At 64.7% G+C, this 11536-nt stretch carries 13 protein-coding genes; 3 read left to right on the top strand and 10 right to left on the bottom strand.

Annotation, left to right across the window (positions count from 1 at the left end):
- Positions 1–9: 9 nt before the first annotated feature.
- The 3 genes from B5G03_RS15350 (at position 10) to B5G03_RS15340 (ending at position 2996) form a co-directional block, all read left to right on the top strand.
- Entirely contained in the window at positions 10–798 is a 789-nt protein-coding gene (locus B5G03_RS15350) for a sulfite exporter TauE/SafE family protein (protein WP_087182544.1), read from the top strand.
- Between the two features lie 131 nt (positions 799–929).
- On the top strand, positions 930–2543 hold the full coding sequence (locus B5G03_RS15345) for a tetratricopeptide repeat protein (RefSeq protein WP_087182543.1): 1614 nt from the start codon (positions 930–932) through the stop codon (positions 2541–2543).
- A 33-nt stretch (positions 2544–2576) separates the two neighbouring features.
- On the top strand, positions 2577–2996 hold the full coding sequence (locus B5G03_RS15340; RefSeq protein WP_087182542.1) for a PaaI family thioesterase: 420 nt from the start codon (positions 2577–2579) through the stop codon (positions 2994–2996).
- A gap of 63 nt (positions 2997–3059) precedes the next feature.
- Here the strand turns inward: B5G03_RS15340 and fliB are convergent, their stop codons facing one another.
- From fliB to B5G03_RS15290, 10 genes are all read right to left on the bottom strand, one after another.
- A complete protein-coding gene (gene fliB / locus B5G03_RS15335) occupies positions 3060–4217 on the bottom strand; it encodes a flagellin lysine-N-methylase (protein ID WP_087182541.1) in 1158 nt (385 codons plus the stop codon).
- Positions 4218–4223: 6 nt separating this feature from the next.
- On the bottom strand, positions 4224–5765 hold the full coding sequence (locus tag B5G03_RS15330) for a RecQ family ATP-dependent DNA helicase (RefSeq protein ID WP_087182540.1): 1542 nt from the start codon (positions 5763–5765) through the stop codon (positions 4224–4226).
- A 156-nt stretch (positions 5766–5921) separates the two neighbouring features.
- A complete protein-coding gene (locus tag B5G03_RS15325) occupies positions 5922–6248 on the bottom strand; it encodes a hypothetical protein (RefSeq protein WP_087182539.1) in 327 nt (108 codons plus the stop codon).
- A 233-nt stretch (positions 6249–6481) separates the two neighbouring features.
- A complete protein-coding gene (locus B5G03_RS15320; protein ID WP_087182538.1) occupies positions 6482–7552 on the bottom strand; it encodes a type IV pilus twitching motility protein PilT in 1071 nt (356 codons plus the stop codon).
- 55 nt (positions 7553–7607) lie between these two features.
- Entirely contained in the window at positions 7608–8030 is a 423-nt protein-coding gene (locus B5G03_RS15315; protein WP_087182537.1) for a hypothetical protein, read from the bottom strand.
- 25 nt (positions 8031–8055) lie between these two features.
- Complete coding sequence (locus B5G03_RS15310; protein ID WP_087182536.1) at positions 8056–8484, bottom strand: hypothetical protein; 429 nt, start codon at positions 8482–8484, stop codon at positions 8056–8058.
- 3 nt (positions 8485–8487) lie between these two features.
- Positions 8488–8949 carry a DUF4860 domain-containing protein gene (locus tag B5G03_RS15305; protein ID WP_087182535.1) on the bottom strand — a complete coding sequence of 154 codons (462 nt, stop codon included), beginning with the start codon at positions 8947–8949 and terminating at the stop codon, positions 8488–8490.
- A gap of 27 nt (positions 8950–8976) precedes the next feature.
- Positions 8977–9306: a hypothetical protein gene (locus B5G03_RS15300; RefSeq protein WP_087182534.1), complete on the bottom strand. Its 330-nt coding sequence runs from the start codon at positions 9304–9306 to the stop codon at positions 8977–8979.
- A gap of 12 nt (positions 9307–9318) precedes the next feature.
- Positions 9319–10362, bottom strand: a complete 1044-nt coding sequence (locus tag B5G03_RS15295; protein ID WP_087182533.1) for a type II secretion system F family protein — start codon at positions 10360–10362, stop codon at positions 9319–9321.
- A gap of 15 nt (positions 10363–10377) precedes the next feature.
- Positions 10378–11355, bottom strand: a complete 978-nt coding sequence (locus B5G03_RS15290; RefSeq protein WP_162613432.1) for a transglutaminase-like domain-containing protein — start codon at positions 11353–11355, stop codon at positions 10378–10380.
- Between the last annotated feature and the right edge of the window lie 181 nt (positions 11356–11536).

Below are 11536 nucleotides of genomic sequence, written 5' to 3'. Positions count from 1 at the left end.
AGGAAACGAATGCAGGTTTTTGCATATCTCATCATCAGTTTGCTGGCCAGCATCGCCGGAGCCATCTGCGGCATCGGCGGCGGGGTCATCATCAAGCCCACCCTGGACTTGTTCCATCTGGACAGCGTGGCCACCGTGAGTTTTCTGTCCGGCTGCACGGTGCTGGCCATGAGCTGCTATTCCGTGACCAAGGCCATGCGCGCGGGTGACAGCAAGGTGGATCTGAAGATCGGCACCCCGCTGGCCATCGGCGCGGCCATCGGCGGCGTGGCGGGCAAGCAGATGTTCAGCGTGATCAGCGCCCAGTTCCAGGAGACCGCGGGCGCGGTGCAGGCCGCCTGTCTGTTTCTGATCACCCTGGGCACCATGGTGTACACGCTGTGCAAGGCGCGCATCCGCACCAGACAGGTGGACAGCACGGTGGTCTGCCTGATCATCGGCCTGTTGCTGGGCATCATGTCCAGCTTTTTGGGCATCGGCGGCGGCCCCATCAACCTGGTGGTGTTCTACTTCTTCTTCTCCATGGACACCAAGACTGCGGCCCAGAACAGCCTGTATGTGATCCTGGTCAGCCAGATCACCAGCCTGCTGGCCACTCTGGTCACCGGCAGCGTGCCGCCCTTCGGCTGGCTCAGCCTGGTGCTGATGGTCGCCGGCGGCATCGGCGGCGGCATGATCGGCCGTGCCTTCAACAAGCGGATGGACAACAAGGCGGTGGACAAGCTGTTCATCGGCCTGATGGTCGTCATCATGGGCATCAGCCTTTACAATGTGTATCAGTACACCTTCGCGGTGTGAGTACGCTCCAAGGAGCGGGCGGCCGGTTTTGCGGCCGCCCGCTTTGCTTTTGTGAGCCAAACAGTGTACAATAAAACCATATCGCATAAAATAGCGGGGCCAGGCCCCGCGTACCAATAAGGAGAACCCAAATGATTTTGGATGCAAACGAACGGGAGCGGCTGGCCCGCCAGGCCCAGGAGCTGTTTTTGGCCGAGCCCGCCGACTACACCACGGCAGTGCCCGCACTGCGCCAGGCGGCGGCGCTGGGCGACGTGTGGTGCCTGTGCACCCTGGGCTGGTGCTGCGAATTCGGCAAGGGCACCGAGCTGGACCTGCCCCAGGCGGCCTGGCTCTACCGGCAGGCGGCGGACAAGGGCTATCCGCCCGCCCAGTGCAATCTGGCGGTGCTGCACATCACCGGCAAGGGAATGGCGCCGGACCCGGCGCAGGGCGCCTACTGGCTGGAAAAGGCTGCAGCCCAGGGCTTTGCCCGGGCTCAGTACCTGCTGGGCACCCTGTATCAAGATGGCCGGGGCGTGGAAAAGGACCAGAAGCGTGCCGCTCGGCTGTTTGGCGACGCGGCCTTCCAGGGCTACGCCGCCGCCCAGTTCAGCCTGGGCGTGTGCTACGAGCGGGGCCGGGGTGTGGAGCGCAATTTTGAGACCGCTCTGCACCAGTATCAGCTGGCCGCGGCACAGGGCCACATTGCAGCAGTGTACAACGCGGGCTATTTTTACGAGATGGGCCTCGGCACCGAGCGGGACCCGGTGAAGGCCGCCCAGCTGTATGCCCGGGCCGCCGAGGCCGGGGATTCCGATGGCCAGTGCAGCCTGGCCTGGTGCTACGACACCGGCACCGGCGTGGAGAAGGACCCCCGCAAGGCGGTGGAGCTGTATCAGAAGGCGGTGGACCAGGGCCATCTGCGGGCCATGCACAATCTGGCCTGGTGCTACCGGATGGGCCAGCCCGGCGCGGACGGGCCGGACCGGAAGGAAAAGGCAGTGGAGCTGTTCCGCCGCGCGGCCAGTCAGGGCTATATGAGCTCGGTGTGCGATCTGGGCATCTGCTACCAGGAGGGCTGGGGCGTGCCCCAGGACCTGGACAAGGCGCTGGAGCTTTACCGGCAGGCGGCGGAGCGGGGCCTGGCCAAGGCCATGAACTGCCTGGGCGAGTGCCACTGGCGGGGCGAAGGCGTGGAGCTGAATCTGCAAACAGCCCTGGAATGGTTTGAAAAGGGCGCGGCGGGCGGAAACCCGGAGGCCCAGTTCAATGCGGCATGGTTTTTGGACGAGGGTCTGGCCGGGGAGGCAGACCACGCCCGGGCGGTGCACTGGTACGAGGCGCTGCTCAAGCAGGCGCTGCCCGAGCGGGAGTGCTGGCGCAACGGGGTGAACAACCTGGGCGAGTGCTACCGCTACGGCCGGGGCGTGGAGAAGAATCTGGAAACGGCGGAAACCCTTTACCGGATGGCGGGCCAGAGCGGCAACGATATGGCCTGGTTCAATCTGGGCGAGATGTACCATCAGGAAAAGGGCGACCCGGTGGCCGCGGCGGGCTATTACCGCACCGGTGTGGAGACCTGCACCGAGGGCGGCGACTGTGCGTTGGCGCTGGCGCTGCTGTATGAGAGCGGCCAGGGCGTGGAGCAAAATGAGGACAAGGCGGTGGAACTGGCCCGGCTGGCGCTGAAGCGGGCCGGGGGTGACGAGCAGGTCATCCGTGACGCCACCGCTCTGCTGGACCGGCAGGGCGCGCAGCACTGAGCGCCCGTGCCATCAAATGAGGAGGAACGAGCCATGGACAAGGAGAAGCTGCTGGAATTTGCCCGTGCCCGGCTGAGGCCGGTGACCTGCCTGGATGAGATCGAGGTTTTGGCCTGTGAGCCGGGTCTGGCCCGACTGCGGGCGCCGGTGGGCGAGCAGGCGAAAAACGCCTTCGGCAACGCCCACGGGGGCTGGCTGTACACCCTGTGCGACAGCTGCAGCGGTCTGGCCGCCTGCGCGGGCGGCAATGCCCATGTGACCTTGCAGGCCAGCATGAACTATCTGGCGGCGGGCCGCCCCGGCGACCTGCTCACGGTGGAAGCGGTGAGCGAGCATTCCGGCCGCCATACCTGTGTGAACCGGGTGACCATCACCAACCAGGAGGGCAAACTGGTGGCCACCGCCAGCTTTACCATGTACCGGCTGGACGACAAGATCCCCGGGCTGGGCTGAATTTGCCATAAGAAAAAGAGCATCCGCTTGCCGGAACCGGCAGGCAGATGCTCTTTTGTTTTTTTAAGGATGCAGGCCCAGCAGGCCGCCGGTCACAAGGCCGGGCGCGGCCCAGTCCGCCTGCCAGAAGGCTTCGTTCACCGCCCGCAGGTTGTCCGGGGCGTATTCCACCTCCCGGGAATAGGCCTTGGCGGCGTTGACCAGCGCAGCCGGTGTTTCGCCGTTCTTCTGTTCCGCCAGAAGGGGCAGCAGCAGCGCCGCGGCGATGGCGTGCATCGCACCGCACAGCGCGTCGCCCTCACAGGCCTCTGACACAAAATACCGGTAAAGCATGTAGTGGGCCACATTCGCCGCCGCCCGCTCCTGCTCCGGGCTTTCCCAAAGAGGGCGGGTCAGCCGTTGGGGCAGCGCCTGCCGCAATGCGGCCAGCCGCCCGGGCCAGCCGGCATGATTGGCCGGGAGGGTTTCCAGCAGCGCCAGCAGCGGGTCGAGAAAAGCGGCGAGTTCACGTTCCGGAATGGCGGCGGCCAGCTGCCGGGCCAGGTCCGGCCAGCGATTCCGGTCGCCGTAAAATTCCGCCAGGGCAAAGGCCGCGTCGGCGGTCAGCTGCTCGGCGGTGCAGCCCTGGGCTTCGGCCTGCTCCGGCGCACCGTCCATCCAGCTTTGCAGGTCCTGGGCCAGGCTGGCCAGCAGGGCAAGCCTTACCGCCAGAGGAAGTACTTCCTCCCGCAGCAGGGCGAAGGCGGATTCGCGCACCGCCCGCAGACCGGCCAGCAGTTCCGGGTCCGGTCCGATGGTGTCCGGTACTTCCTCAATTTCCCGGGCCGTCAGCTGGGGCGGGGGAGAGAAGAGGATCAGCCGGGCGGCCTCCTCACAGCAAAGCCCTAAGCCGCTCTCCTTTTCCTCTCCGAACCAGTTGTGAAAGCGGGGGTGCTGGTCGCAGATGGCACAAAGATGGTTTTCTCCCAGCTGACGGTAGATGTCGCACAGATTTTCGCCGTTCAAAAAAGGGCAGCGCCCCGCACCGGTCAGGGCGAAATAGGGCGGGTCGCCGGGCTGGATGGCCGCCCGCAGCCGGTCACCGAAGGCTCCGGGCTGGGATTGGTAATCCGCCAGCGCGGCCGGGTCGATGCCGATCTCCCAGCCGATGCAGCAGTTGTCGGTGCAGCGGGAGGCGATGCACCGGAACCGGTCGTAATAGTCAGGTACGGTGAGCCGCATGTCCGGTCACTCCTTTTCAAAGGTGTTGAGCAGGGCCAGGAACTCCTCGCCGTACTGCTCGCACTTGCGCACGCCCACGCCGGGCACTTCCAGCAGCTGCTCCCGGGTTTGGGGCAAATGGGCGCACATAGCCCGCAGGGTGGCGTCGGTGAAGACCACGAAGGCGGGCACGCCCGCCTGCCGGGCCAGCTTGAGCCGCAGGTCCTTGAGCTGCTGCAGATGGTCCGCGTTCAGGTCCTTTTCCTCGAAGGCCTTCAGCTTGGCCGCGTTCTTGGCCGCCAGCTTCACCACCGAGGCCCGCTGCAGCTCCGGGTGGCAGACCGAGCAGGCGCCGCAGCCGTCCCGGCCGGTGCGCTGCCCGAAGTATTTTAAAATCTCGCCCCGCAGACAGTAGCGGCTGTGGCAGTAAAAGGTCATCTGACGCAGCCGGTCCTTCTGGCGCAGGATCTGAGTTTCTACCTCCTCCGGGCTGGCCCCGGCGGCGGGCTCGCTGTTGTCGATGAGAAAGTTGCCGGTGCGCACGTCTCCGGCGGAGTAGAGCAGGATGCAGTCCGCGTCCTGACCGTCCCGTCCGGCACGGCCCGCCTCCTGGTAGTAGCTCTCCAGATCCAGCGGCATGTTGTAGTGGATGACGAAGTTCACGTTGGATTTGTCGATGCCCATGCCGAAGGCGTTGGTGGCCACCATCACCCGTACCTGATCGAACAGAAAGGCCTCCTGGCTGCGCTGGCGCTCCTCCGGGGGCATGCCTGCGTGGTAGCGGGCGGCGGCGATGTTCTGGCCGGTGAGCTTTTCGTATACCTCGTCCACCTTTTTGCGGGTGGAGCAGTACACGATGCCGGTGGCCTGGGGCCGGTCGTTCAGATAGGCCAGCAGACAGGGGAATTTTTCCCGCTCCTCCATCCGCTGCACCTCAAAGAACAGGTTGGGCCGGTCGAAGCCGGTGGTCAGCTCCAGCGGCTGGCGCAGCGCCAGAAGCTGGCGGATGTCGTCCTTTACCCGCTGGGTGGCAGTGGCGGTGAAAGCCCCCAGCGGCGGGCGCTGGTTCAGCTGGTCCGCAAACTGGCGGATCTGCAGGTAGCTGGGCCGGAAGTCCTGCCCCCACTGGGATACACAGTGGGCCTCGTCCACGCAGAGCAGCGAGATCTGTACGCTGTGGGAAAAGCGCAGAAAGCCCGGGGTCAGCAGCCGCTCCGGGGCCACATACACGATCTTGTACATGCCGTCGCAGGCGTTGGCCAGGGCCTTGCGGCACTGGTTTTCGGTGAGGGAGGAGTTGATGTAGGCCGCCCGCACGCCCATCTGGATCAGCGCCTGCACCTGGTCCTGCATCAGGCTGATCAGCGGGCTGACCACCACAGTGATGCCGGGCAGCAGCAGTGCCGGGAGCTGATAGCAGATGGATTTGCCTGCGCCGGTGGGCATGACCGCCAGCACGTCCTGCCCGGCGAGCAGGGCGTCCACCACCTCCTGCTGGCCGGGGCGGAAGGCGTCGTAGCCGAAAATATCCTTCAATGTCCGGTGGACCCGGACCTGATCCTGGTTCATGAAAACACCTCAGTCGGGGATGAGATAAAACGTTCGGAATCTATTATAGCAGATTTTGCGCAGAAGCGGGCACAGGCAAAAGGGCCGCTGAAGCTTCAGCGGCCCTTTTGCCTGTGGTTTGTATGAAAATGGGGAGAAAAAGGTCAGGTCAGCGCCTTAGTTCAGGCTGTCCCAGTCCCGGCGCAGGAACAGCCAGGTGATCACGGGCACCAGCAGGCTGCCCACCAGGGACATGAGGATGGACACCAGCAGACCCGGCTGGCCCAGGCTGCCCAGCACGGCCACAAAGAAGGAAACCACATAGCAGCAGCACATCAGGGTGAAGCCCGCCTTCTTTTTGGCAAACAGCACCATGCACAGGCCGACCAGAGAAACGATGGCCACGATCACAGAGGGCCAGCGGCCGAAGCAGGCGTTCATCACGGTGGTGGCGGCGCAGAGCACCAGAGCAAACCAGAGCCAAATCTTGGTGGAAGTTTTCATGTTACATTCTCCTTTTCTTATGCATGGCCCCGGTGCGGGGCCGGTATCGGGCACGGCGTGGGGAAAGATCGCTGTGCGGTTGATTTATCTGACGTAGTCAGTATATTCAGAATACTTGATAAAGTCAACTAATTTTCATAAAAAGAGCCGATGGGACCACCTGCGCGGACGATGGTGCAAAAATAACGCAAAAAAGCCCCATTCCCGAAGGAATGGGGCAAAAAGAACGAAGCTTACAGCATGGACAAAGCCGCCAGCCGTTTTTCCATGGTCTCATAGTAGATGGAATGGGTGAGGGCGGTGTCCCGGGTGATGCGGCCCTGCTGGTACAGGCGCAGAAGGCTGGTGTCCATGGTGCACATGCCCTCGGCGGCGCCCGCCTGAATGGCCGCGTCCAGCTGGTGGGATTTGGCCTCGCGAATCATGGTGCGGATGGCGGGGTTGGTGTACATCACCTCAAAGGCCACGGTCTGGCCGCCGTCCACCGTGGGCACCAGCTGCTGGCTGATGACCGCCTGCAATACCATGGACAGCTGAATGCGCACCTGATGCTGCTGGCTGGCGGGGAAGGAGTCCACAATGCGGTCCACGGTGCTGGCCGCGCCGGTGGTGTGCAGGGTGGAGAAGAGCAGCTGGCCAGTCTCGGCGGCGGTCATGGCCACCTCGATGGTCTCGTGGTCCCGCATCTCGCCCAGCAGAATCACGTCCGGGCTTTCCCGCAGGGCGCTGCGCAGCGCCCGCACATAGCTGGGGCTGTCGCTGCCGATCTCCCGCTGGGTCACGATGCACTTCTGGTGCCGGTGGATGTATTCAATGGGGTCCTCCATGGTGATGATGTGGGCTTCCCGGCTGCGGTTGATGGAGTCGATCAGGCAGGCCAGGGTGGTGGATTTGCCGCTGCCCGCAGGCCCGGTGACCAGCACCAGCCCCTTGAGCTTTTTGGCTGCGTCCATCACCTGGGAAGGGATGCCCAGGGCCTGGGGGTCAGGCAGGCCGAACTGGATCACCCGCAGCACCACCGCAAGGCTGCCGCGCTGGTGCAGCACGTTGGCCCGGAAGCGGCCCAGATGGGGAATGGCAAAGGAGAAGTCATCGTCCGCGTCCTCGGCGGCGCAGCGGCCCATGTTGCGGCCGCACAAGGCGTAGATGCCCTCCACCAGGCGGGCGGTGTCGGCGGGGGTGAGCATCTCGCCCTCCCGCAGCTGGCGGCCGTTGACTTTATAGGTCAGCGGCAGGCCGGCAATGATAAAAATATCCGATGCACGCACATCAATGGCGCGGTGCAGAACGGCTTCCATCTCCATAAACATAAACCTCCTGTTTCAGCCGGAGTATTCAACAAAACAACAAAGGGATAGGTCAGAAGCTGCCGTCCCACAGCTGGGGTCCCTGGTCAAAATCCCATTCCTGGCCATACTGCCAGCGGGTCAGGGTGTAGCGGCCGGGGACCTGGGGTGTGGGCAGGGCGGCGATGGTCAGGGTGCGGCCGGCTTCGCCGGTGAGGGTCACGGTGACCGCGCCGTCCTCGCCGGTCTGACCGAGGGCGGCAGTATCCTGCCCGGCGGCAAGGGCTGCGTCCAGTTCGGCCAGCCACTGCTGGCCCTCATTTTCCAGCGCCGCGTCCTGAGAAAAGCGGTCCAGAGCCTTTTCGGCCAGCGACAGGTCCGCCTGGGCGGTGGTGAGGGAAAGCACTGCCAGCACGGCCAGGCAGATCGCGGCCAGCGCCAGCAGCAGGGTGAGCGCCCCGGTGCGGATGGGCGGGATGTTATGGCGTTCCATCATGGCAGTCGCCTCCTTTCACAAAACCTCAGGCTCCGGGCAGATAACGGTCGAAGGTGCCCTCGAACAGCGATTGCCCGCCGCTGCCGGAAAGCTGCAGGGTCAGCCGGGCCGTCTGCCCGGCCTGGGCGGATTCGTGCTCCAGGGTCAGTTCCAGCGCATAGGCCCCGATGGGGTCCGGGCGGCCCTGGCTGTCCACGGCAAGGGTCAGCGCCTCGCCCTCGGCGGGCGGATTCGAGGCTCCCAGCAGCTGCCAGAACTGCTCTTCGGAAGCGCTGGCATAAAAGCTCTCGCTCACATTCTGGGCGATCTGCTGGGCTGCGGTCAGCTCCTGAGCCTGGGCCGAGCGCAGGCGGGCGGCGGCGAACAGGCGCACCAGCACGGTGCAGAGCGCCAGCACGAACAGGGTCAGCAGCAGCGCCTCAATGAAAAACGCGGTGTTTTTGCGGTGCTTCATGGTTCATTCTCCCTCTGCGCAGCGCAGGGCCACCCGCGCGGTGCCCTGGTCTGTGGTCAGCTCCAGCAGCGGGCCGGAGCGCTTCGCCTCAAAGCGGGTGCAGGCGCACACCGGCTGGGCGTTCTCCGGGGCGGGGTCGCTTCCGGCGGCGGTGTATTCCTCCACCAGTTGACCCTCCCACAGATAGATTCGGGTCTCGTAGCCGGTGGAAGGCTCTTCCAGCACCAGCATCACGCCCTCGGGGCCGTCCTCCAGCCGCAGGCCGGAGGCGGTGTCGGCGGCGCGCACGCTGGTGGTCAGATAGCGCAGGCTGGCCCGGGCGGCGTTGTTGGCGGTCATGGACCGGGTCACGCTGCCGTAAAGGCCGCTGCCCAGCGCCATCAGGCCCAGCACGCAGGCCAGCATCAGGCCGAACAGGGCCATGGCCAGCAGGGGCGCCAGGCGCCCGGGCTCCTTATGTTCCATCGCTCAACTCTCCTTCCGCGGGGTTGTTCAGGCCCGCTCCAGCACGTTCACCTGAGGCATCAGGTTGGAGGCAAAGGCCTCATAGGTCACGATAAAACGGTCGTGGTTCACCAAAAGACCGTAGTTTTCTTCCAGATAATCCAGGCTGGCGGGGTAGCTGCCCTCCACCGCGTAGCATTGCACCGCGGCCTGCAGCACCGCCTGGCGCAGAGCCTGGGCGCTGGCGCTGTCCAGATCGCGGCCCACCTGCCGGGAGCCCAGCGCAAAGGCTGCAATGAGCAGAACCAGCACCGCCAGCAGCCCGGCGGCCACTGCCAGCCGGATGCGCAGTGAAAGCACCCGTTTGATGTGATACATCCAAACCCCTCCTTATCCGATGGAGCCCAGAATGCCGATGAGCGGCAGCATCACGGCCAGCAGCGTCACGCCCACCGCCAGGGTCAGGAAAGCGGCCAGCAGCGGCTCGATGGAATCGATCAGCCGGTCCAGCGCGGCCTGGGCATCCTGGGTGAACAGCTGGGTCAGCCGGGCCAGCACCGTGTCGGCCTGGCCGCTGCGGGCGCCGCTGATCAGCATGCGGCCGTACAGCGGCTCGAAGACCTTGTGTTCAAACAGTGCGGTGGAAAGCCCCTTGCCCTTCTGCATCTCCTCGTGGCAGGCCTGCAGCTGAGCGCGCAGGCCCTGGTGGTCCACCATGTCGCTGGCGGCGGTGAGGGCGGTGTCCGCGTCCACGCCGCTGGCCAGGAACAGCGAAAGGGCGCTGGCCAGCCGGGCCACCGCCAGCTTGCGGGCGGCGGGGGCGGTGAAGGGAATCTTTTCAAACAGCCGGGCCAGCCGGTGGGAACCGGCGCTGCTGCCGCTGAGTACCAGTCCCGCGGCCAGAACCGCCGCCAGCAGCAGGGTGATGGCCAAAGCGGCCCAGCCCACGATATAGGCGAAATTTATGTAGCCGTAGGAGGAGGCGGCCAGGCTGCCCGCCAGGCTCTGGTACACGCCGGTGAACACCGGCAGCACCTTGGCCACCAGCACCGCCAGGATCACGGCGGTGAGCCCCAGCAGCACGCCGGGGTAGAACACCGCGCTTTTTAATTTTTTTTGCAGCTGGTCCTGGCTGGCGTAGTGCCGGGCCAGACTGCGCAGCACGCTGTCGGTGCGGCCGCTCACCTCGCCCGCGGCGATCATGCGCACCGCGTAGTCCGGGAACATGCCACAAGTCTTGGCCGCCTGGGAAAGGCTTTCGCCCAGCAGCAGCGATTTCTGCATGGAAAGCGCCGCCTGCTGCAGCTGGCCCGCGCCGCTGTCCTCCGCAAGAAGGGCGGCGGCCTCGTCCGGCTGGATACCAGCCTCCAGCATCATGGCCATGGATTCACAAAAGGCGCTCACGGCCAGGCTGTTCAGTTCGTTTTTTGCCATTGCATTGCCCTCCCTTTAATAAGTGCGGAAATCGGTATAGTTGCTGCCGTCGCCGATGTACTTGCTGCCCGCGCCCCCGGCGGCGAAGGTGGTGTCCACCCGGTTCCAGACCCCGGGCTTCACCTCAAACTCCACGGTGATCCAGCCGGTCTCCTCCAGCCAGATCATGTTCCAGGCGTGGTACAGATCGTCCGGGGCCACATAGCCGGTGATCAGCTTGGTGGGGATGCCCTGACTGCGCAGCATGGCGGCGGCCAGCGCTGCGTAATCCACGCAGATGCCCTTGCCGGTGGCCAGGGTCTCGTCCGGGTCCGGGTAATAGTCGGTGCCGATGCTCTCGGCCTTGGGGGTATCGTAGGCGATGTTCTTCACGACGTAGTCGTAGATGCGGCCCACCGCGTCCACCGTGTCGGCCGCACCGGCGGTGAGTTCGCTGGCCTTTGCCACACAGGCCGAGTCCGGGGAATAGGGGATGTAGATGCTGGGCCGCAGGAAGGGGGCGAATTCGTCCTCCAGCGCCACCGAAACGGTCTGGCGGCTCAGGTAGGAGTATTTGTTGCCGGAGATGTTCTGGCAGACCGCCAGCTCGTAGTCCCCGTCGCCCAGCTGCAGCGGGATGACGGCGGGCGAGCCGTCCGAGGGCAGCAGGTAGGAATACTGATTGGGTGCGCCGCCGGTGTCGCCCTGGTAGGTGAGCAGAAATTTGATCTTGCCCGTCTGATCGGTGCGCACCGCCGCATAGCCCTGGGAGAGATGGCTGGTGTCCCAGAAAACGCCGTTGTCGGTCTGGGCGGCGGCCTCGTCGAAGGAGGCGGTGAGCGGCTCGGGCGGGGTAAAGCCCCCGCTTTCGCTCACCTGGGGCGAGGATGCGCCGGGGGCAGAAGTCTGGGCGATGCTTTCGATCTGCCGGGAGGGTGTGGGCGAGCCGCACCCTGCACAGAGGGCCAGCGCCAGTGCCGCGGCGGCCAGCCGAAACGGTTTGGGCAGCTTCAAACGGCACCCCTCCTTTTGCAAAAAATCATTCAATCTTATTATAAAAATACAGTCCCGGCTTGTAAAGAGCGGCGGGGACTGCCCGAGTGGACAATAGTGCAAAAAAGAGAAAAAATCCAGTGCAAATTGGCGAAATTTCATAAAAGCGAGCGGTTTTTCTGTTGACATCCCCTTATTGTAG

Origin of the sequence: Gemmiger sp. An50 (genome assembly GCF_002161595.1) — a bacterium.
Lineage (GTDB): Bacteria > Bacillota > Clostridia > Oscillospirales > Ruminococcaceae > Allofournierella.
Note: the sequence above shows the minus strand (reverse complement) of the source record. Positions and strands in the feature narration are given on the sequence as shown.

Excerpts from the sequence above, each read along its gene's own strand:
- B5G03_RS15350 (WP_087182544.1), top strand. The coding sequence starts at position 10 with ATGCAGGTTTTTGCATATCTCATCATCAGTTTGCTGGCCAGCATCGCC.
- B5G03_RS15345 (WP_087182543.1), top strand. The coding sequence starts at position 930 with ATGATTTTGGATGCAAACGAACGGGAGCGGCTGGCCCGCCAGGCCCAG.
- B5G03_RS15340 (WP_087182542.1), top strand. The coding sequence starts at position 2,577 with ATGGACAAGGAGAAGCTGCTGGAATTTGCCCGTGCCCGGCTGAGGCCG.
- fliB (WP_087182541.1), bottom strand. The coding sequence starts at position 4,217 with ATGCGGCTCACCGTACCTGACTATTACGACCGGTTCCGGTGCATCGCC.
- B5G03_RS15330 (WP_087182540.1), bottom strand. The coding sequence starts at position 5,765 with ATGAACCAGGATCAGGTCCGGGTCCACCGGACATTGAAGGATATTTTC.
- B5G03_RS15325 (WP_087182539.1), bottom strand. The coding sequence starts at position 6,248 with ATGAAAACTTCCACCAAGATTTGGCTCTGGTTTGCTCTGGTGCTCTGC.
- B5G03_RS15320 (WP_087182538.1), bottom strand. The coding sequence starts at position 7,552 with ATGGAGATGGAAGCCGTTCTGCACCGCGCCATTGATGTGCGTGCATCG.
- B5G03_RS15315 (WP_087182537.1), bottom strand. The coding sequence starts at position 8,030 with ATGATGGAACGCCATAACATCCCGCCCATCCGCACCGGGGCGCTCACC.
- B5G03_RS15310 (WP_087182536.1), bottom strand. The coding sequence starts at position 8,484 with ATGAAGCACCGCAAAAACACCGCGTTTTTCATTGAGGCGCTGCTGCTG.
- B5G03_RS15305 (WP_087182535.1), bottom strand. The coding sequence starts at position 8,949 with ATGGAACATAAGGAGCCCGGGCGCCTGGCGCCCCTGCTGGCCATGGCC.
- B5G03_RS15300 (WP_087182534.1), bottom strand. The coding sequence starts at position 9,306 with ATGTATCACATCAAACGGGTGCTTTCACTGCGCATCCGGCTGGCAGTG.
- B5G03_RS15295 (WP_087182533.1), bottom strand. The coding sequence starts at position 10,362 with ATGGCAAAAAACGAACTGAACAGCCTGGCCGTGAGCGCCTTTTGTGAA.